At 61.9% G+C, this 20,357-nt stretch carries 13 protein-coding genes; 5 read left to right on the forward strand and 8 right to left on the reverse strand.

Translation table 11 applies throughout. The annotated features are described in order from the left end of the window. The first annotated feature begins 130 nt into the window (after nucleotides 1-130). Nucleotides 131-775: a hypothetical protein gene (locus tag SGJ19_10515; protein MDZ4780675.1), complete on the forward strand. Its 645-nt coding sequence runs from the start codon at nucleotides 131-133 to the stop codon at nucleotides 773-775. Next, a complete protein-coding gene (locus SGJ19_10520; GenBank protein ID MDZ4780676.1) occupies nucleotides 768-2,384 on the forward strand; it encodes an SPFH domain-containing protein in 1,617 nt (538 codons plus the stop codon). Before SGJ19_10515 ends, SGJ19_10520 begins: the two co-directional genes overlap by 8 nt. A gap of 113 nt (nucleotides 2,385-2,497) precedes the next feature. Here the strand turns inward: SGJ19_10520 and SGJ19_10525 are convergent, their stop codons facing one another. The 3 genes from SGJ19_10525 to SGJ19_10535 form a co-directional block, all read right to left on the reverse strand. Next, entirely contained in the window at nucleotides 2,498-3,118 is a 621-nt protein-coding gene (locus tag SGJ19_10525) for a Uma2 family endonuclease (protein MDZ4780677.1), read from the reverse strand. A gap of 68 nt (nucleotides 3,119-3,186) precedes the next feature. Next, nucleotides 3,187-4,527: a dihydroorotase gene (locus tag SGJ19_10530; GenBank protein ID MDZ4780678.1), complete on the reverse strand. Its 1,341-nt coding sequence runs from the start codon at nucleotides 4,525-4,527 to the stop codon at nucleotides 3,187-3,189. A 206-nt stretch (nucleotides 4,528-4,733) separates the two neighbouring features. Next, nucleotides 4,734-5,363, reverse strand: coding sequence for an aquaporin (locus SGJ19_10535; protein ID MDZ4780679.1), 630 nt, complete (start codon nucleotides 5,361-5,363; stop codon nucleotides 4,734-4,736). Between the two features lie 734 nt (nucleotides 5,364-6,097). Between SGJ19_10535 and SGJ19_10540 the strand changes: the two genes are divergently transcribed. Together SGJ19_10540 and SGJ19_10545 are read left to right on the forward strand one after the other, a co-directional pair. Then, the gene (locus tag SGJ19_10540) at nucleotides 6,098-9,598 is read left to right on the forward strand and encodes an aminotransferase class I/II-fold pyridoxal phosphate-dependent enzyme (protein MDZ4780680.1); all 3,501 of its coding nucleotides are present in this window, start codon (nucleotides 6,098-6,100) and stop codon (nucleotides 9,596-9,598) included. Nucleotides 9,599-9,813: 215 nt separating this feature from the next. Then, nucleotides 9,814-12,231: a heavy metal translocating P-type ATPase gene (locus SGJ19_10545; protein MDZ4780681.1), complete on the forward strand. Its 2,418-nt coding sequence runs from the start codon at nucleotides 9,814-9,816 to the stop codon at nucleotides 12,229-12,231. Here the strand turns inward: SGJ19_10545 and SGJ19_10550 are convergent. From SGJ19_10550 to SGJ19_10560, 3 genes are all read right to left on the reverse strand, one after another. Next, nucleotides 12,228-13,535 (reverse strand): MFS transporter, encoded by a 1,308-nt coding sequence (locus tag SGJ19_10550; GenBank protein MDZ4780682.1) that lies wholly within the window; start codon nucleotides 13,533-13,535, stop codon nucleotides 12,228-12,230. The genes SGJ19_10545 and SGJ19_10550 overlap by 4 nt on opposite strands. Nucleotides 13,536-13,669: 134 nt before the next feature. Further along, a complete protein-coding gene (locus SGJ19_10555; protein ID MDZ4780683.1) occupies nucleotides 13,670-15,031 on the reverse strand; it encodes a neutral/alkaline non-lysosomal ceramidase N-terminal domain-containing protein in 1,362 nt (453 codons plus the stop codon). Nucleotides 15,032-15,058: 27 nt separating this feature from the next. Further along, complete coding sequence (locus tag SGJ19_10560; protein MDZ4780684.1) at nucleotides 15,059-17,491, reverse strand: ATP-binding protein; 2,433 nt, start codon at nucleotides 17,489-17,491, stop codon at nucleotides 15,059-15,061. A 189-nt stretch (nucleotides 17,492-17,680) separates the two neighbouring features. Here SGJ19_10560 and SGJ19_10565 point away from each other — a divergent pair, with 189 nt between their 5' ends. Beyond that, nucleotides 17,681-18,421 (forward strand): platelet-activating factor acetylhydrolase IB subunit, encoded by a 741-nt coding sequence (locus SGJ19_10565; GenBank protein MDZ4780685.1) that lies wholly within the window; start codon nucleotides 17,681-17,683, stop codon nucleotides 18,419-18,421. 136 nt (nucleotides 18,422-18,557) lie between these two features. On the opposite strand, the gene SGJ19_10570 is transcribed toward SGJ19_10565, so the two are convergent. After that, the gene (locus tag SGJ19_10570; protein ID MDZ4780686.1) at nucleotides 18,558-19,886 is read right to left on the reverse strand and encodes a PQQ-binding-like beta-propeller repeat protein; all 1,329 of its coding nucleotides are present in this window, start codon (nucleotides 19,884-19,886) and stop codon (nucleotides 18,558-18,560) included. A gap of 49 nt (nucleotides 19,887-19,935) precedes the next feature. Further along, nucleotides 19,936-20,157, reverse strand: a complete 222-nt coding sequence (locus SGJ19_10575; protein MDZ4780687.1) for a hypothetical protein — start codon at nucleotides 20,155-20,157, stop codon at nucleotides 19,936-19,938. Nucleotides 20,158-20,357 lie beyond the last annotated feature (200 nt).

Below are 20,357 nucleotides of genomic sequence, written 5' to 3' on the forward strand. Positions count from 1 at the left end.
AGCCCGGAGCGCCAGCGAGGGAGAGTTGACGCCGCCGAGAGTTTTCGGATCGAGCTCTCACGAACGTCATTTCTCCTTCGTTGATTCTACCGAAGCGCATGCGACGCGTTTCTGACGCGAGGAAATCAAGATGTCATGGCTCTACACACTGTTTGCAGTCGTCGGCGGGACCGTGATGGTCTGCCAGTTCGTGATGACGCTGATCGGCATCGGCGGCGACGCTGATTTCGCCGATGACCTGGGCGACGTGCCACATGATTTGTCGGGCGACGCCGGGCATTCAGACGGCGGCCACCAGGTAGAACACACGGGCGAGCATCATTCCACGAATTGGCTGTTCGGCGTGCTGACGTTTCGCACCGTGATTGCAGCGATCACATTCTTCGGCCTGGCCGGATTAGGCGGTTTGAGTGGCGCATTGAGCCCGTTGGCCTCGTTCCTGGTGGCCCTGACCGCGGGGGCCGGGGCGTTGTTCGGCGTGCATTGGATCATGTCTCAGCTGCACCACCTGCAGGACGACGGCACTGTCCGCATCGGCCGCGCCGTCGGCAAAAAAGGGATCGTATACTTGTCCGTCCCACCCAATAAGACCGGCGCTGGCAAGGTTCACCTGAACCTGCAGAACCGCACCGTCGAATACCTGGCCATGACGGTCCAGGATCGCATTCCCACCGGCGCCCAAGTGGTCGTGACCGAAGTGCTTGGTCCCGACACCGTGGCAGTCGCCGTGGTCCGCGAAACCGAAACCCCGAATCGGAGCACGGTCCATGCTTGAACACAATCTTTTGTTGGCGCAAGGCGAATTGCTGAGCGGCCCGATGTTGTACATTGCCATCGGCGTGGTGTTCGTGGCGATGGCGTTTTTCTCCTTCGTGATCATGGTCACGAAGTGCTACAAGCGCTGCCCCAGCAACCGCGTGCTGTGCATCTATGGTAAGGGCACCGGCGGCGGCGGCGAGGCGGCCAAGTGCGTCCACGGTGGCGCGCGGATTGTGATTCCGCTGTTGCAGGACTACGCCTACCTGAGCCTGGAACCGATTCAAATCGAAGTTCCGCTCCGCGGCGCTCTCTCAGCGGAGAACATCCGCGTCAACGTGCCGAGCGTATTCACCGTGGCCATCGGCACGCATCCGGAAGTCATGCAGAACGCGGCGATCCGCTTGCTCGGCTTGAACACCAACGAAGTCAAGAAACAAGCGGAAGACATCATCTTCGGTCAGATGCGGCAAGTGATCGCCTCGATGCAGATCGAAGCGATCAATCGCAATCGCGAAGCGTTTCTGGAGAATATCCAGAGCTCCCTCGAACCGGAGTTGAAGAAAATCGGCCTGGTGCTGATCAACGTCAACATCACCGACATTACCGACGAATCAGGCTATATCGAAGCCATCGGCCAGAAGGCGGCGTCGCAGGCCATTCAACAAGCACGCGGCGACGTTGCCGAGCAGGAACGCTTGGGCGAAACCCGCGTCGCCGAGGCGCATCGTGATCAGGCGATTCAAGTCGCCGGCGCGAACAAGGAGAAAGCGATCGGCACCCGGGACGCCGACCGGGAACAAGCGGTGCGCGTCGCCGAATTGGAAAAACTCCAAGCGATCGGCGAACAAACCGCGGCGTTCGAACGTCAGGCGCAGGTGAAAGCGGCCGAGCGCGAAATGCGGATCAAGCTCGCCGCGGCCGACGCCCAGGCGATCGAAGGCGAAAACACGGCACAGGCGACGATCGCGGCCTCGCAGGCAGCGTTGCTGGTCAAGAAGGCGGAAGCCTTCCAATTAGGCGAAACTCGCAAACGCGAAGCGGAAGCTGCGGTTGAAGAAGCGCAAAGCCGCGCGATGGCCAAGGCCGCGCTCGCGATGGCCGAGCAGGTCGAAGCCGAACGCCGCGCCGAAGTCGAAGCACCCGCCAAGGCCGACAAAGCCCGTGTGATCGTCGAAGCCGAAGCGGCCGCCGAGAAACGTCGCATCGAAGCCGTGGCCGAAGCCGGCGCGATTTACGCCAAGCTCGAAGCCGAAGCCCGCGGCCAATACGAAATCCTCGCCAAGAAGGGCGAAGGCTTCCAGCGGATCATCGCGGCCTGCGGCAGTTCGCAGGACGCGTTCCAGCTCTTGATGCTCGAACACCTGGAAGCGCTCGCCAACGCCAGCGCTCAGGCCATCTCGAAGATCAAGTTCGACAAGGTTGTAGTCTGGGAAAACGGCGGCTCCAACGGAACCACGGCGACCGCCAACTTCCTGCAAGGCATGGCTCGCACCCTGCCCCCGATGATGCAAGTGATGAAAGACATCGGCGGCGTGGAGATCCCAGAATCGCTGATCAAATTCAAAGGCGGCACGACCAGCGAAGAGGAAAAGAACGGGGCGGCGACGACCACGAGCGCGCCGTAGTGCATGCCCGTCGTCTGTAGCCGGCCTCTCTGAGGTCGGCGGCAGGGATATGGCTTGCAAACTAGGCGTCGAAAGTTCGAACTCGTCCAGCGCGCCGAGGTTACAGACCTCTGCTACACGGATGGGTCGTTAAACACATCAGCAAGCCGCAACCGGAATCCGGGAATGAGTCCAGGCAACTCGACCGTCGCGGCTTCGTCGAATGTTACAGGGGCAAGTCCGGCACGATATTCCACGAGCGTGCGCTTCTTCGGATTGACGATCCACACGATCGACACGCCAGCCAGATGGTAGTCGCTGACTTTGCGCTTCAGGTAGGCTCGCGTGTCGTTCTTGCTCTCGACTTCGACAACCAAGTCCGGAATCGTTTCGTAGTAACCCTCCCGTGATCGCTTAACGGGAAATTTCGATTTGGAAAAGTAGGCGACATCGGCCCCGACGACTCGATCTGGATTCCGGCGTAGGATGATTCCGACTTCGCCGCATACGGAAATGCCGAGCCCCGTCACCTGGCCCTGGTTTCCAAGCTCGCGAGCAATTACGTTTTCCGCAAAACCATGTTCACCACCTGGCGGCGACATCGTAATAAGCACTCCATTATCAAGCTCAAAGCGCACCGGCCCCGATGGAAGTTCGCTCGGCATTGCGGCCAGGTCGGCCGCCGTAAGTAAATGCGGAATGTGTCCCAGTCCAGGCGAGAACGGGACATCCGATGTTGGATTGTCAGTGGCCATTCGAGTGCTCCGATAGCGTCATTTCCAGCATATCCGACAATTCGTCGACAATCCATTGTCCGAAAAAACTACGGCAATTCGGAACTGGTTCCCCAATATCCTCCCCGTCCATGATCATACTCCGCCGCCCGTCCGCGGACGGACTCATCCAGTTTTCCGTCGTGCCATGCCGTCCGACCTAAGACCCACGTGCGGACCGGCCAACCGGTCAGCGTGGTTCCTTCCCAGGGACTCCAGCCGCTCTTGGTGAGCTGATCTTCGTGGCGGATCGTGGCTGTTTTCGAGAGATCGACCAGCACCAGATCAGCGTCGTAGCCGGGGGCGATGCGACCTTTGTTGACGATGTCCCAGACGCGAGCTGGAGCGTCGCACATGGCGTCGATGACGCGCCGCAGCGTGGTCTGGCCGCGTTGCGTTTGGTCGAGCATCAGCGCCAGCGAGTTCTCCACGGCCGGCAATCCGGATGGCGACGAGGGATACGGCTTGGCTTTTTCTTCGAGCGTATGCGGCGCGTGGTCGGTGGCGATGACTTGAATCCGCCCGGCGTTGAAGGCTTCCCAGAGGCGAGCGCAATCGACCGGCGTTTTGACGCTGGGGTTCATCTGTACGAGCGTGCCGAGGCGATCGTAATCGTCGATCGAAAACAATAAATGGTGCGGACAAACCTCGGCCGTAATCAGTCCGCGAGGGTCGGCGAGCAACTCGGTTTCATCGCCCGTGGAGACATGCAAAACGTGAAAGCGATGATTGTGGCGAAACGCCAGATCGATCGCCCGGCGCGTGGCGATGATGGCTGCCAAGTGATCGCGAATCCGCGAATGATCGGCGACGTTCGTCGTGCCGGCCAGCGCCGTCTGATTGCGACGGACCGTGGCTTCGTCCTCGCAATGCGCGCAGATCGGCAACGTAGTCTCCGCGAAGATGCGTTCGAGCGCGGCTTGCTCATCGACGAGTAAATCGCCGGTACTGCTGCCAATGAAGATCTTGATGCCCGGCGTGCGCTGGGCGGCGACCAACTCCGGCACGTTATGCGGCGTCGCGCCAATGTAGAAGCCGAAATTGACCAGTGATTTCGTTGCGGCCAGCGCCAGCTTTTCGTCGAGCCTGGCCTGCGTGATGGTCGCCGGCGAGGTGTTCGGCATCTCCAAAAACGTGGTCACGCCTCCTTTCGCGCAGGCGCGCGATCCCGAAGCCAAATCCTCCTTGTGCGTGAAGCCCGGCTCACGGAAATGGACCTGATCGTCAATCACGCCCGGAATGAGGTGCATCCCGGCGGCATCGACGACTTCGTCAGCACGGGAATGCTCGGCGGCGTCGACGGCGACAATGCGGCCGTCCTCGACGAGCACATTGGCGCGCACGATCTCGTCTGGAAACACGACCGTCGCATGTCGGATCAGCGTGCGCATTGCCGGCGAGAGAAAAGTGTTGCTTGCAGAGACTTACCACCGTGGGAATGACGAATGTCGAATGAAATCCGAATGTCTGAATGTCGAATGATCGAGGTTGGACTCCAAAACGCGGCCCACAAAGGATGGGCCATTCAGTCATTCGAGCTTCGACATTCGTCATTTCCCCTCGATGTTCTCCGTGGTGAAATCTGCAACCGGGTCGCCTATTTATCTTCCGGGTTGATGATCTTGAAGGCCAGCGCCGCGCAGGCGCCGCCAGCGAAGTCGGCGACCAGGTGGATCCAGATGTCTTTGAATTCGAACAGTTTCATGATCGCTGCGCCGATCGCTACCGCCGGGTTGAAGGCCCCGCCGGAGATGCCGCCGACGGCGAACGCGCCCGTCATGACCGTCATGCCGATCGCCAGGCCATAGAAGGAATTGCCACTCGTTCCCTTGGACGTGGCGACGTTGAGTACGACGTAAGCCAGGGCAAAGGTGAACAGGAATTCCGCCAGCAGGGCCTTCGGGACTGCTCCGCTCAAATCTTTCGGCGTGCCAGTGCCGACCAGGAACCCGACCGCCAGGGCCGCCAGCGCCGCTCCGCCGACCTGCGCGATCATGTACGGAATGACGTCCTTCACATCGCACTTGCCGCGGATGAACACGGCCAGCGTGACGGCCGGGTTGTAATGCGCGCCGGAGATGTGCCCGCCGGCGAAGATCATCACCATCAGCGCCGCGCCGATCGCCAATGGCGGAAGGGCTCCGAGCGCAATGGGCGGCACGACGGTGCAGCCGATGGTCAGCACCAGAAAGAAAGTACCGATCAATTCCGTGACGTACTTGTTCATCGCTAAAGTTCCCGAAGTGCTTGGGTGTTCCCTCAACCGAGCGCGGGTCGACGCGATGATCGCGTCCGCCTGAATGACCGTGCCCCGGGGAGGATTATAGCCCTTTTTGGTTTTTGTCGAGGCGGCGGGGCCGCACCGATTTGAAACGCCGAGGCGCGGAGACGCAGGGAGAAGGAGTTGTCAGGAATGTCGAATGACGAAATCCGAATGTCGAAGCCCGCATGACTGAATGACAACTTGTGCCGCCGCCGACCTTTCTCAGCCAAGCATTCGACATTCAGTCATTCGGATTTGATTCGACATTCTCCCTCTCCTCCCCCTCCGCGTCTCCGCGCCTCGGCGGTTCAATTTCGCGAGTCCCCGACCGTAAGTTGTGCATTCATGGAGGCTTCGGCGCTTCCGGCCAAGTTTGCCAGGTCCCCGGAATCGGACCCTCGGCGGGGCTTTGGCCCAGTTGGCAAAAGACATGTCGTAGAGGAAAATAGGGCCGTGCCAGGGAAGCCCTCCTCGGGCCATGTTATATCCCGCATGGCCCGTTTCCTCGGTTATCCTCACGTTGGATAATTGAGCGGTTCCACACGATGAAAGACTTGAATCGGGAGCGTCCGCGCTTCCGGCGGGGCATTTGTCCGGCGATCGTGCGTCGCTGAGAGATCGATCTTGCCGCCGGCTGGCGAGGGTACCGTTTCCAAACGTCGCGGTGGGCGAGTGATTCGCCCGCCGCCAGACGGCCCATGGCAACTGTCCGACGCGGAGATCAAACGACCGTGCATCGCAATGAGTTTCCGGGCTCGTTCTTCGGGCCGCCCACGCTGGTTGATCTGTTGCGGCATCGTGCGGCGTTTCAGCCCAACGCACGGGTCTACACGTTTTTGGCGGATGGCGAGACGCAGGAAATCCACCTGACGTACGGCGAACTGGACCGGCAGGCCCGGGCCATCGCGGCCACGTTGCAAGCGGAAGGCCTGGCGGGGCAGCGCGCGCTGTTGCTCTTTCCGGCTGGCCTGGAATTCGTCGCCGCCTTTTTCGGTTGCCTCTACGCGGGCGTCGTGGCCGTGCCGGCCTATCCGCCGCGGTTGAATCGCACGATGTGGCGCATTCAGTCGATCGCGGCCGATGCGGAAGCGCCCGTCGCCTTGATGTCCCGCGCGGTACTGGATCGTGTGCAGCCGCTGTTGGAACAATCTCCCGAATTGAAACAACTCAGTTGGGTGGCCACGGACGAGATTCCGTTGAGCGCCGCCGACGCCTGGTATCCGCCGGAAGTGACGGGGCAATCCCTGGCCTTCCTGCAGTACACGTCCGGGTCGACGGGAAACCCGAAAGGAGTGATGCTCAGCCATCACAACCTGTTGCACAATTGCGCGCTCATCGCGCATGCGTTTGAGATCGCGCGCTCCGGCAAAGGCATCTTTTGGCTGCCGAGCTACCACGACATGGGGCTGATCGGCGGCATTCTGCAGCCGTTGTATGTGGACTGCCCGAATGTACTGATGTCGCCGATGTCGTTCTTGCAGCGTCCTTATCGCTGGTTGGACGCCATCAGCCGGCACCGCGGCACAACGAGCGGCGGTCCGAACTTCGCTTATGAGTTGTGCATCGAACGGATCACGCCGGAGCAACGCAAAGGGCTCGACTTGAGCAGTTGGACCGTGGCCTTTAACGGCGCGGAGCCGGTCCGGGCGGAGACGCTGGAAAGGTTCGCGGAGATGTTCGAGCCGTGCGGCTTCCGGCGCGAGGCGTTCTATGCCTGCTATGGTCTCGCCGAGGCGACGCTGTTAGTGGCCGGCAGCTACAAGCTCGATGCACCGGTGATGCGCACCTTCGACGCCCGCGGCCTGGAGAGCGGCTCTGCCGTGCAAGTGCCGCACGACAGCACGGATGGGCGCTTGCTGGTCGGGTGCGGTCGGAACTTACCGGATCAAGCCATCGTGATCGCTGATCCGCAGACGATGACCACTTGCCCGCCGGATCATGTGGGTGAGATTTGGGTCAAGGGACCGAGCGTAGCGCAAGGCTATTGGAAGCGTCCTGAAGAATCGCAAACTACGTTCGGCGCCCGCCTGGCGGACACGCAGGACGGCCCGTTCTTGCGCACAGGAGACCTGGGCTTCATCGACGACGGCGAAATTTACGTCACCGGTCGATTGAAGGACATGATCATCATCCGGGGCGTCAACTATTATCCTCAGGATATCGAGCTGACGGCCGAGCGAAGCCACGACGGCATGCGCGTGGGGCACTCGGCGGCGTTCAGCGTGGAAGAAGACGGTCGCGAGAAGCTGGTCGTGGTCGCCGAGATCGAACGGCGCGAACAGTCGCGCCCCGAGCCGGTGCTCGAAGCCGTGCGCCGCGAAATCAGCCGGGAACACGAGTTGAATCTCGACGCGCTCGTGTTGATCAAGGCCGGCAGCATTCCGAAAACCTCCAGCGGCAAGATTCAACGCCACGCCTGCCGCAACGAATTCCTGGCCGGCAGCCTGACGGTAGTCGCCGAATGGCGCGACGAGTCCGGCGTGGAGTTGCCCGAGCAGCCCACGCGAGAGGTGGCCCGCGCGAAGCGCGTCCGCGATGTGTTGACCGTGATGGACAATCAATCCTCGCTCCGCACGCCAGTGGCGCCGCCCGCGACCAATGGGCATCCGATCAAGGCCCCGGAAAAGATCGAGGAAGCGCCCGCCACGACGGTCGACATTGCCGCGCAAGTGCTGGAACAAGTGCGCAAGGTCGCCAAGGAACGGGCCAAGAACCTGACCTTGGATTCCTCGATCACGGAGTTGGGCCTCGATTCGCTGGAACGCTTGGAGATCCTGGGCAACCTGGAAGACTTTTTCGGCGGACGTTTCCCCGAGTCGATTCTGCCGGAACTGGAGACGTGCCGGCAGGTGATCGACGCCGTGGAAAAGCACTTGGGCGACGAGCGCGAAACCGATCGCGTACGCCCCGAAGCGGCGGAGATTCCCGAAGATCAGTACCGCTTCGACAAAATGCCGGACTACGTCAAGCTGCGTCAGAACATCGAGATGCTCGACGCCGCTGGATTGAATCCGTTTTTCGCGGTCCATCAACGCGTGACGAACGACACGACGTTGATCGACGGGCGGGAGCTGATCAATTTCTCCAGCTACAACTACCTCGGGATGTCCGGCGACAGCGAAGTGGCGCAGGCCGCCAAGGACGCCATCGAACGTTACGGCACCTCGGTCTCCGCCAGTCGCTTGGTCTCCGGCGAAAAGAAACTGCACCGTGATTTGGAACGCGCCATCGCCGATTTTATCGGGGCCGAAGACGCGATTTGCTACGTCGGCGGGCACAGCACGAATGAAAGCACCGTCGGCCACCTATTCGGCGCCGGTGACTTGATCCTGCATGATTCGCTCGCGCACAACAGTATCATTCAAGGCGCAATCCTTTCCGGAGCACGGCGACGTCCGTTCCCGCACAACGACTGGAAGGCGCTCGACGCCATCCTGACCGACATTCGCCGCGACTATCGCCGCGTGCTGGTCGCCATCGAAGGCGTCTACAGCATGGACGGCGATATTCCGGACCTGCCGAAGTTCATCGAAGTAAAGAAGCGCCACAAGGCGATCCTGATGGTCGACGAGGCGCATTCGGCCGGCGTGTTGGGTCCGCACGGCCGCGGCATCGGCGAACATTTCGATCTCAACTCCGAAGACGTCGATCTCTGGATGGGCACGCTCAGCAAGTCGTTTGGCAGTTGCGGCGGTTACATCGCCGGTTGCCGCGCGGTCGTCGAGTATCTCAAGTTCACGGCGCCGGGCTTCGTCTACAGCGTCGGCATGTCGCCGCCGAATGCGGCGGCGGCGCTGGCGTCGTTGCAGATTCTCGAATCGGAACCGGAACGGGTCGGCCGGCTGCAGGACAACTCGCGACTGTTCCTCACGTTGGCAAAAAGCCGAGGGTTGAACACCGGCACCAGCAAGGATTCCCCGGTAGTGCCCGTGATCCTCGGGAACTCGATGCATTGCCTGCAGCTTTCCAAGGCGCTGCATCACCGCGGCATTAATGTGCAGCCGATTCTCTACCCGGCCGTGGAAGAACGGGCGGCGCGGCTGCGGTTCTTCATCACGTCCTGCCATACAGAAAAGCAGATTCGCCACACCGTCGACGTCGTGGCGGAAGAGCTGGCCCAAATCAGCAAGCACTACGTGGCGAACGCGACGGAACACGCGCCGGCGCCAAGCGAAGTTGGCGCTACGATGCGGCGGTAGCTTTCGCCGGGGCAAGTCACGACCGCGCCGCTATGTGAGCACGCCTTAAACACGAGCGATGGGTGCCACTGGCGGCTTGTCCGCCAGTGAGGGAGTTGGGCTCGCGATCGAGACCAAAACTGCACTGGCGGACAAGCCGCCAGTGGCACCCCACAAAGCGCGCTGACGCTTCTGTCGCTATAATTCCATTCGCACCACCACAAAAGGCGACTGGAATGGCTATCGATCCCATTTGCGGGATGACCGTCGATGAAACCAAGGCGCTCAGCGCGGAGAAAGACGGCCAGACCCATTACTTCTGCTGCGAACACTGCCGCCGCAAGTTTTTGGGCGATGTGCAGACGGTTCCGCTGACGTTCCAGCTCTCGCGGCCGGAAGCAAGTGTCAAGGCAACGGCGACCAAGGGCCAAGGCGCGAAATACATCTGCCCGATGTGCCCGGGCGTCGAAAGCGACCATCCGGCGAGTTGTCCGAAATGCGGGATGGCGCTCGAGCCGGCGATGCCGATCGCTCCACGGCGCAAAGTGTCCTACACCTGCCCGATGCATCCGGAGATCGTGCAAAATCAGCCCGGCACGTGTCCGAAGTGCGGGATGGCGTTGGAACCTTCGTCCGTTGCCGCGGACGACGAAGCGGACCCCGAACTTGCCGAAATGACGCGGCGTTTTTGGATCGCCGCGGCACTGACGTTGCCGGTTCTCGCGTTGGCGATGGCGCCCATGCTGGGCGTGCCAATCGATCGGTGGCTCAGCCCGGTTTGGAATCAGGGACTGCAACTCTTATTGACGACGCCGGTCGTCGTTTGGGCTGGCTGGCCGATCTTTGCGCGGGGCGTGCGCTCGATCGCGACGTGGAACCTGAACATGTTCACGTTGATCGCGATCGGCACCGGAGCGGCCTACGCGTATAGCCTGGGCGCGGTGCTGTTACCGGGACTCATTCCGGAGGACTTCAAGCATCACGGCAACGTCGAGGTTTATTTCGAATCAGCCGCGGTGATCGTGACTTTGGTGCTGCTCGGCCAGGTGCTGGAACTGCGCGCCCGGGGGCGCACGAACAGCGCGATTCGCGAATTGCTATCGTTGGCGCCGCCAACGGCGCGCGTGGTCCACGACGGCCATGAAATGGACGTGCCGTTGGAGGAAGTGCGTAGCGGCGACGTACTCCGCGTGCGCCCCGGCGAGAAAATCCCCGTCGATGGCAAAATGACTGATGGCCGCAGCGCGGTGGATGAATCGATGATGACCGGCGAGCCCATGCCGGTCGAAAAACAAGTCGGCGACAGCGTCATCGGCGGTACGGTGAATCAAACCGGCGCGTTCTTGATGACCGCCGAACAAGTCGGCGAGCAGACCGTCTTGGCGCGCATCGTGCAGCTCGTCGCGGACGCGCAGCGCAGCCGTGCGCCGATCCAAAAAGTCGCCGACGCCGTGGCCGGTTACTTCGTGCCCGCGGTGGTATTAGTCGCCATCATCACGTTTCTCGTCTGGGCGATCGCGCAACCGGCGCAGCCAGCGCTAGCTTATGCGTTGGTGAACGCGGTCGCGGTGCTGATCATCGCCTGTCCTTGCGCGCTCGGCCTGGCCACGCCGATGTCGATCATGGTCGGCATCGGCCGCGGAGCGCAAACCGGCGTGTTGATCAAGAACGCCGAAGCGCTTGAAGCGCTGGAAAAGGTCGACACCATCGTCGTCGACAAAACCGGCACGTTGACCGAAGGGCGGCCACAGTTGACGGAATGCCTTCCCGCGGACGGCTGGACCGAAGACGAACTCCTGCGTATTGCCGCCGCGGTGGAACAGCTGAGTGAACACCCGCTGGCGCACGCTATTGTGTCCGCCGCGCGCGAGCGCACCCTCAACGTACCTAAGGCCGAGGGCTTTCGCTCGATCACCGGTGGCGGCGTGGAAGCGACGGTCGAAGGCCGCACAGTGTTGATCGGCAGCCCTGCGCTATTCGCCGAGCGAAAAGTGCATGTCGGCGATGCTCAAGCGGCGGAACTGCAAGCCCAAGGCCAGACGCTGATGTTCGTCGCCGTCGAGGGGCAATTCGCCGGGCTGTTGGCGGTGTCGGACCCGATCAAGGCTTCCACCCAAGAAGCGGTGCAATCACTGCATCGACTGGGCCTGCGCATCGTCATGCTTACCGGCGACAACGAACGCACCGCGAAAGCAGTCGCGGCGCAACTCGGGATCGACGATTTCGCAGCGGGCCTGAAGCCCGAGGATAAACATGCGCGGGTCGAGGCTATGCGCACGGGTGGAAAGCGCGTGGCGATGGCGGGGGACGGTGTCAACGACGCGCCGGCGCTTGCAGCGGCCGATGTTGGCATCGCGATGGGGGCCGGGGCCGACGTGGCGATCGAGTCGGCTGGCGTGACGCTGGTGAAAGGGGATCTGCGAGGTATTGCCCGCGCGGTGCAACTTAGTCGCGCGACGATGCGCAACATCCGGCAAAATCTGTTCTTCGCGATGATCTACAACGCCCTCGGCGTGCCGATCGCCGCGGGCGTGCTCTATCCGTTGTCGGAAAACCTGCTGCTCAACCCCATGTTCGCCGCGGCAGCCATGAGCTTGAGCTCGGTCTCGGTGATCAGCAATGCGCTACGCTTGCGAACCGCGCGTTTGGATTAACCGCGCAGCGCTTCGGCGCGGCCGCGTTGCACGTCAATTCGCGAGGCGACTGCCCAACCGATCAAAATGAACGGCAGCAAGCAAAGGATGGCGAGCCGGGCGCTGCCATAATTCGTCTTGATCGTCACAAACAACACCGGGCCCACCATGCTCGTAGCTTTTTGTGAGAGGCTGAAAAAGCCCATAAACTCAGCTGTGCGGCTAGCCGGAGTCATGACTCCCATGATGGCGCGACTTACGGACTGAGTGCCGCCGAGAATCAAGGCCAGCACGACAGCTAAACCCCAAAACTGTCCCTTGGTTGTCACGAAGTACGCCGCGATCAAGATGGCGGTCCAACAGGCCAGGCAAAGCATGAGAGTTTGCTTTTGTCCCCAACGATCGGCCAGCCAACCAACCAGCAAGGCGCCCGGAAAGGCGGCGAATTGAATCATCAGAATCACGAGAATCAATTCTTCGGCATTCATCCGCAACTCGTCCATCGCAAACAACGACGACTGCGAGATGACCGTATTGACACCTTCGTTATAGAGCAGGAAGCCGGCCAGAAAAGTGGTCAAAGTCGCATATTGCCGCACATTGCGGAGCGTGTGGATGACTTCCTTGAAGGCAACTAACGCGGCGCGATGCAATGGCATGGCGGCAGCCCGACGTGGCGAGCGGTCGCGCAGGACCAGCACTGTCGGCAGTGTGAACAGGCCCCACCAAAGGCCCATGATGATGAGCGACACCCGCATTTGAGTCGGCTTGTCCGCCAGACCAATTCGTGGTCCCAGGGCGATCACCGCCAGCGCGGCCGCCAGCGCGAGTCCGCCGCCAACATAGCCCGCGGCGAACCCCCAAGCGGAGACGCGGTTGAACTCCTGCTCGTCGGCCAACTCCGGCAAGAAGCCGTTGTAGAATCCGAATGACAACTCGAAGGTCAATTGTGCCGCGATGAACAGGGCGACGACCGCTCCAGCCTGAGTCGTGGGAACAACTCCGATCAACAGCGACGCGAGTGCGCCTCCCAAAGCTGTGACCGCGAGCCAACGACGCTTGCTGGCATTAGCGTCGGCCAACGCACCAAGCACCGGCGAAAGCACCGCAGCGACCAACATCGATCCGCCGATGCCATAGCCCCAAGCAATGTCTCCCGCCTTGCCCGGCAGCACAAAAGCCTTGATGTAGTACACCAGAATGGTAATCGAAAGCGCAGAATACGCGCTATTCGCCCAGTCGTAGCAGGCCCAAGCCCAAAGCTCCCGGCGCGTCGCCCGCGCGGCCGGCTCACGCGGCGCGGCAGTCGGCCTTTCCGGGCTCATGTTGGTCTCGTTCGTCATGCGCCCTCAGTGGCGGACAATGCGCGGATTTGTAACGACGGAAGGTCCGAGCAATGTACCGGCGACGACGGGTTTCGGATACGCCGAATCGCATTTCGCCAGCGTCCTTCGTCGCCTTACTTGGCGTCCTCAATGGCTGCTGGGGTGGCTCGGAATTCGTCCGGCAACAGCCGGTGAATCGCCGCGAAGATGCGCTCCTCCGTATCGGCCGTGAGCCGCGTGGGGCGATCGTAGTAGGTCATCGCGCTCGCGCCCTCGTAGCCCCCTTCCTCCCAAATCCTCCGCGACGGAATGTAGCACGGCGCGTCGTTGGAATAGGCGTTCACCCAGATCCGCTGCGGATCGAATTCGCGCTTGAGTCGCAATTCATAGTCGACGACGACTTCGCCGGGCAGGAAGACCATCGCCAGGTCGTCGCCAAAGGTCCAGGTTTGGATCGTGTAACCGAGTTCGGTCGGCAGCGGACCCGCGTCAAGCCGCGCGAGCTGCACCCGGGCGTGATAACCCACCGCGTCTTGCTGCCTGGCTCGGGCTTCCCATTCTTCGCGGGTCGGCAACGTATCGAAAGCGAGTTGGATACGTTCACGTTTGGCGGTGACGATGCCGGGGATCGGTTTTTGTTCGACTTGCCGCACTCGCTCCACTTCCGCCGCCAAGCTGCGGCCATGTTGCTCGGCGAGTTCCAGCGTGCGGCGCGGGTCGGGATTGCTGTCCGCGCCGCAACCGATCGTGATCATTGAGATCGCTCCCGGATGGGCGCGTTCGATATGGATTTGCGCGTAGCCGGCCCAATCGCCGCTGATCAAGTTGTTGTCAAGCGTTGTGCAATGGCAGGCGTAGTTGGCGACGATGGCGCGCAACTCGCCGTTCGCGTTGTGAACGAACATCACGGGCAGACTATGGTCGACTGGCCCGCCGGGCGTGCGCCGGTTCGCCGCAAAGTCGACGTTGCCGACGGCCCAGGACAAATGGCACGGCTGGCGATCTTCGAGCGCCGCGAGCGAGACATGCTCCAGCTTGTCAATCAAGGTCGCGGTATAGCGATCGATTGCCGCCTGATGATCGGCCGGCACCGCCTCGCCGAAAAGCGTGTCCAGCCCGCCGCGCACCATCGGGGCGGTATGCGTGTGCGTATACGAGAGCGCGAACTTGTCCGGCACGACCTTGGTGCGCTCGGCGAGCCGCCTGGCGACTTCGTTCGTAACGCTCTCCGGAATGCACGTGCCGTCGACCATCAATAGCACCGCGGGACCGATGTCGTCGCTGCCGATCGCCAAGGCCTTGGCCCAGATGGGATGAATCACCCCTTCGTGCGGCTCGCGGCGAAAGCCGTACCCGCTCAGACGAATCGGCTCGGTCGGAGTGATGTCAATCTTTGCGACGCCAATTGGCGACAGGACGTAGTCCTGAGCGAAGGCAGTGCGTCCGAGAAACAAGAGTGCAACAACTGCGAGCTGAGCGATGCGTGATTCAAACATTGGGCGACTCACCATGTTCAGTTGAGGCTACTGATATGCCGGCGTCTGGTTCCCGGCATTGTCCGCATACCACGGCGTCCACGCCAGCACTAATCGGGAGACGGTGATCTCCGATTTTCTTGGCTGAATCAGCAACGGCACGATCGTCAATGCTTCCAACAATACGGCCGTACGCGCGGCGTCGAGTTCGCCCTGGTACTTCGCGTCCAATTCCAGCAATTGATCGCGCAGCTCGTTCAACTCCGTGGCGGCCCGGCCGACGTCCCCTTGCTGCTTGGCGGCGCGCGAGGCGGCCCGGGCGGACGAAGCGGCGCGGCCCACGTTCGTGCGCGAGACTTTCTTGCGGCCCAGGATCGCGCCGACGATCGATGCGCCGAAGCTGACCGCGGCGTCAAACGTGCCGGCGTTGGCCTCGGATTGTTCGCGTTCCAGTTTTTGTTGTGCGCGGCTCATTTTCTCCTGGATCGCGGCCAGCTTAGGGGCGTACTTCGCGCGCAGCGCGTCCATCCGCTCGTCGCGCACTTCGCGCGATTTGAGACCCAACCGCTGGCGAAACGCACTCTCCGCTTCGCCCGGCGTGGATGTCTGTTTCAGATCGAGGCATTCCCACAACTCCAGTCGATGGGCACGATACAGATAGCCCTTCCAGGTCGTCTCCAAGCGCGCGTAGCATTTCGCCTGTGCGAACGCCGGCGGCAGCGGTTCGAAACTCGCGCCGGGCGACGGCTCGCCATTGACTTTGAATTCACCGACATAATTCCACGGGGGCGCTTCGAACAGTGCTTCGCCTGGCGATTCGACCAGGCCGTATAGGGCATGAAGCGCTTCCCATTGATCGAGCGACGCCTTGGCATGTTTGTAGTGCAACCGCGCTTCGCCGTAGACGGCGGGGCGATAGACGAGCTTGGCGCCCTGCGGCGCAGCGGATGCCGCGACGACGAAGCACTCCTCCACATCCGGCGGCAAGATCGGCCTCGCGGCAGTGGCGCTCGCGGCAACGGCGGCTGCTGGAGCGGCCGCCGCGACTTGGGGCGTTTCCGCAGGCGCCGCGGTTTGCTGCGACACCTTGGCGATCTGCTCCAAGGTCATCGGGCCGCGCAAGTACGACAGCGTCCAACGGGTTTGAAACACCGTCGGCCGGTCGTCATGCACGTTGTTCATCAGAAACACGCGCTGCCCCAGTCCGGCGAGCGTGGCTTCGATTTTCGCGCGGTCGAAGGTGCTGCCCGTCGTGGCGGCGGCCCCTTCGAGGCCCTCCAAGACGCGGAGCTTGTCGCGCTCCGTTTGCAATCGGCCGAGGAACCAGGTGCCCGCGTTGGCCAGTCCCTTGTAGTCCAAGTCGACCGGATTCTGCGTCGCCAGCACCACGCCCAACCCGAATGCGCGGGCTTGTTTCAACAGCGTGAGCATCGGCAGCTTGCTGGGCGGATTGGCCGTCGGCGGAAAGAAACCGAACACCTCGTCCATATAGAGGATCGCCCGCAGGCTCGAAGTGCCGGGCTGCTTGCGCACCCAACTCAGCACCGCGTTCAGCAACAGCGTGACGAAGAACATGCGTTCCGCATCCCCGAGGTGCGCGATCGACAGGACCGACACGCGCGGCTTGCCGGACGGAGTGTAAAGCAACTTGCCCACGTCGAGCGGCTCGCCTTCCAACCAGGCGGCGAAGCCCGGCGAGGCGAGCAGATTGTTGAGCCGCATCGCGAAGGCGAAGCGTTCCTTGGCGGGAAAGAAGCTCTCCAAGTCGATCACGCCGACGCGATCGAACGCCGGCTGCGGGATCTCGCGCACGAGCCCTTCGAGCGTGATCTCGCGCCCCGCGCGCCACGCCTGATCGAACATCGTGGCTAGCAGGATGTGCTCCCGGCTTTGCAGCGGATCGGCCTCGACGCCCAACAGTGCGAGCAGCCCGGAGACCGTGCTCATGATCCGATCGCGCAACGCGGCGGCGTCATTCATCTCCGCGGCGCTCGGCGGGGCGAATGAACGTAGCACAGTCAGCGGACGTCCCGCGCGATTCGCTGGCGTATAGATCGCCAACTCCGCCGCCGCGCGCAATCGCGCGATGCGGTCGGGTTGCTGGTCCCAGGACGCGAGCCCTTCGCGCCAGCGTGTGGCCGTCTCCGCGGCATATTGCTCGACCGACTTCCCTTGTTGCGCCGCTTCCGCCGGATCGATCCAGGGTTGGAAATCTTCGGTCCGCTGTTCCGGAAAGGTCAGCAGCAGGTTGCCGAGGTCCCCTTTGGGGTCGATGCAGATCGCCGGGATCCCGTCGATGGCGGCCTCTTCCAAGAGCGCCAGGCACAGCCCGGTCTTGCCGCTGCCGGTCATGCCGACGCACACGGCATGGGTCACCAGGTCCTTCGAGTCGTACAACAGCGGCGCCGGCGTCGCTTTGCGCGCTGCGAGGTCATACTGACGCCCCAGATAGAAGACGCCCAGTTGCTCGTAGTCGGTCATGCACATTCCCAGAAAAGGCGGTCGCGATCGGGTCGGCCCACAGAGTATATCGCACACATTAGAAGTTCGTACGCGGGAGCTTGCTCGTCGGGCATCGTGGGAGTTAACATAGGCGCTTCAGCCAAGATGCCCACAGGCTGATCCCCGCCGGACCTTTCTCCCACCGATTTACCTCCCCGGAGTGCATCCATGCGCCGCCCCGTTTCCTGTTGGTTGTTGGCCTTGCTGGCTTGTCTCAGTGTCGTTTGCCCGTCGCCTGTTTCCGCCGCCGAGGCGCCGGCGCACGACGCCGTGACGGCCGTGCCGCGCGAGGAAGATTGGTGGACTGAACGTCAGGAATTGATCAACAGCCGCACCAAGGAACAGGTCGACCTGTTGTTCATCGGCGACTCGATCACCCATGGCTGGGAAGGGGACGGCAAGGATGTTTGGGCGAAGTATTTTGCCCCCCGCCACGCGATGAACGCCGGCATCGGCGGCGATCGCACGCAGCATGTGCTGTGGCGTTTGCAAAACGGCAACCTGGAAGGGATCCAGCCGAAGTTGGCCGTCCTAATGATCGGCACCAACAACTCCAACGGCGAAGACAACACCGCCACGGAAATCGCCGACGGCATCAAGGCGATCGTCACGGAACTGCGGACGAAGACGCCGGAGACCAAGGTGCTGGTACTCGCCATCTTCCCGCGCGGCGACAAGCCGAATCCGCAACGCGACAAGATTTCGGAAGTCAACAAGCAGGTCGCGGCCTGGGATCAGGTTGACGGCAAGAACGTGATCTACTTCGATTTCGGCGACAAGTTCCTGGCCGCCGACGGCTCGTTGCCGGCCGACATCATGCCGGACTTCCTGCATCTCAGCCCCAAGGGGTATGAGATTTGGGCCGAAGCAATCGAGCCGCAATTAGCGGAGATCGTCGGGCCCAAGTAAGTAAGACATTGAAGAGTCGAACAGCGCGTCAAGCCCAGGGAAGGCCACAACAGACGTTGGCGATCGCCAAGTCTACGAGGGCTTTCCCTGGGCTTATTTGTTGAAGCGCGCTTTACGCGAAGTTGTGCGTGAAGTGCTATTCCCCCACGCAATAGAGATGCTCCACGCCGCGTAACAGCAGCCGGTTGCCAACGACCGCGGGCGTCGACCAGCACATTTCGTCGAGCTTGTTGGTCGCCAGCACCTGCAACGTCGCGCCGGGCTGCAGCACGAGCGTCTTGCCTTCCTGATCGAGGCAGTAAATCTTTCCGGCCGCCGCCACGGGAGATGCCACAAAGCCGCTGGCACCGGGCAGTCGTTGGCGTTCCAACTCCTCGCCGGTCGCCGCGTCGTAGCAATGTACGATGGCGCTCTGTTCCAGGACGTAAAGGCGACTATCCAGCAGCAGCGGCGACGCCATATGCGACGCGCTGAGCTTGGCGCTCCAGGCCACGAACTCGCTCGAATCTTCCTTGCGCGTGAGGGAGATATCTCCCTTCGCGCCGGCTCGAATGGCGTGAATGCGCCCGCGGACGCCCATCAGCCGGTCGGCCGAATCGACGTACAGTAATTCCTCGCTGCCGACGGGCGTGATCGAAGTCCGTCCCTGGCCTTTCATTTCCCACAGCAGTTCGCCGGTGAGCGGATCGTACGACCGCATCATGCCGCCGCCGGCAGTGACCAGTTCCGAGCGCACCCGGTTCTTCCAAAGATACGGCGTCGACCAATTCGATTTTTCATCGCGGGCGACGCGCCACAGTTCGTCACCCGTGCGCTTGTCGAGCGCGGCAAGAAACGATTCCTGATCGTTGTCGCAGAGTACGAACAAGCGATCTTCCCACAGCAGCGGCGAGCCGCCGGTGCCCCAGCCGAACTGCGTGGGATAGGCCGCGAGCTCTTGGTTCCACAGCGGCTTGCCGTCCAAGTTGTAGCAATAGACGCCTGTCATGCCGAACAACGCGATCACGCGCTCGCCATCGGTCACCGGCGTTTCCGAGGCGTAAGTGTTGTTCGGATGAATGTGAATCGTCGGCCGCCCCTCGCGCGCGGTTTGCGTCCACGTAACTTCGCCGGTGTTCGCTTCCAGACAAAGGACTTGCCAACGATAGAGCGCGTCGGGCGGCTCCAGATCGAACAAACCGCCGGCGCTTTTGCTGGCGTCCCCGCCGCCGAAGTTGAAGCCGCTGATGCCCGGCCCATTCTTGTCAGGGCTGGGCTTGTCTTGTGCGTCGGAGACCGCCGTCGTAAGAAAAACACGATTGCCCGCGACGATCGGCTGCGACCAGCCCACACCGGGGATCTTCGCTTTCCATTTCAAGCGTTGCTCGGGCCCCCATTCCAATGGCGGCGTGGCGCTCTCCGCCACGCCATTGCCATGCGGACCCCGGAACTGTGTCCAGTCTTGTGCAGTGCCATAACTACTCATGCACACCGCCAAAGCGATAGCAAGAGTACCGGCTCGCGATCGAACTTCGTTACATCGCAAAATCCGCCACCGGAAGTTCGCGCCAGAAGCGGCAGTCATAGGGGTTCCACGCGTCGCGCTGAGGAGGTTTCCATTGCCATTTCGCGGGCAGTCGGGAGGTTTGCACCCGATCCAACACGGGAAGTGCAATTGCCATGACCACCAACATGGCAGCGGCCAGCGTGATCAGTTCGCTGGCGGCCGCCCAGCGCATTGTAGCTTCTCTGCTCATCAAGTGCCTCCTCTCTGTCACCGCCCAGGGATGATACCTCGTCTCGAATCAGAAGTTTCCGCAGGCGGGGAATTCTTATGGAACAAATATTTTTTCGCTGCCTGGCGAAACCCGCGGCGAACGCGGGGGTTTCTTCTCTCCGGCGACGCGAATCTCTGGCACGCTCGCCGCGGCGAATAAAGCTCCAAGTTGCCTGCACT

The sequence above is a fragment of the Planctomycetia bacterium genome, from assembly GCA_034440135.1.
GTDB lineage: Bacteria > Planctomycetota > Planctomycetia > Pirellulales > JALHLM01 > JALHLM01.

Excerpts from the sequence above, each read along its gene's own strand:
- SGJ19_10530 (MDZ4780678.1), bottom strand. The coding sequence starts at position 4,527 with ATGCGCACGCTGATCCGACATGCGACGGTCGTGTTTCCAGACGAGATC.
- SGJ19_10520 (MDZ4780676.1), top strand. The coding sequence starts at position 768 with ATGCTTGAACACAATCTTTTGTTGGCGCAAGGCGAATTGCTGAGCGGC.
- SGJ19_10575 (MDZ4780687.1), bottom strand. The coding sequence starts at position 20,157 with ATGAGCAGAGAAGCTACAATGCGCTGGGCGGCCGCCAGCGAACTGATC.
- SGJ19_10525 (MDZ4780677.1), bottom strand. The coding sequence starts at position 3,118 with ATGGCCACTGACAATCCAACATCGGATGTCCCGTTCTCGCCTGGACTG.
- SGJ19_10515 (MDZ4780675.1), top strand. The coding sequence starts at position 131 with ATGTCATGGCTCTACACACTGTTTGCAGTCGTCGGCGGGACCGTGATG.
- SGJ19_10560 (MDZ4780684.1), bottom strand. The coding sequence starts at position 17,491 with ATGACCGACTACGAGCAACTGGGCGTCTTCTATCTGGGGCGTCAGTAT.
- SGJ19_10565 (MDZ4780685.1), top strand. The coding sequence starts at position 17,681 with ATGCGCCGCCCCGTTTCCTGTTGGTTGTTGGCCTTGCTGGCTTGTCTC.
- SGJ19_10540 (MDZ4780680.1), top strand. The coding sequence starts at position 6,098 with ATGGCAACTGTCCGACGCGGAGATCAAACGACCGTGCATCGCAATGAG.
- SGJ19_10550 (MDZ4780682.1), bottom strand. The coding sequence starts at position 13,535 with ATGAGCCCGGAAAGGCCGACTGCCGCGCCGCGTGAGCCGGCCGCGCGG.
- SGJ19_10555 (MDZ4780683.1), bottom strand. The coding sequence starts at position 15,031 with ATGTTTGAATCACGCATCGCTCAGCTCGCAGTTGTTGCACTCTTGTTT.
- SGJ19_10570 (MDZ4780686.1), bottom strand. The coding sequence starts at position 19,886 with ATGAGTAGTTATGGCACTGCACAAGACTGGACACAGTTCCGGGGTCCG.
- SGJ19_10545 (MDZ4780681.1), top strand. The coding sequence starts at position 9,814 with ATGGCTATCGATCCCATTTGCGGGATGACCGTCGATGAAACCAAGGCG.
- SGJ19_10535 (MDZ4780679.1), bottom strand. The coding sequence starts at position 5,363 with ATGAACAAGTACGTCACGGAATTGATCGGTACTTTCTTTCTGGTGCTG.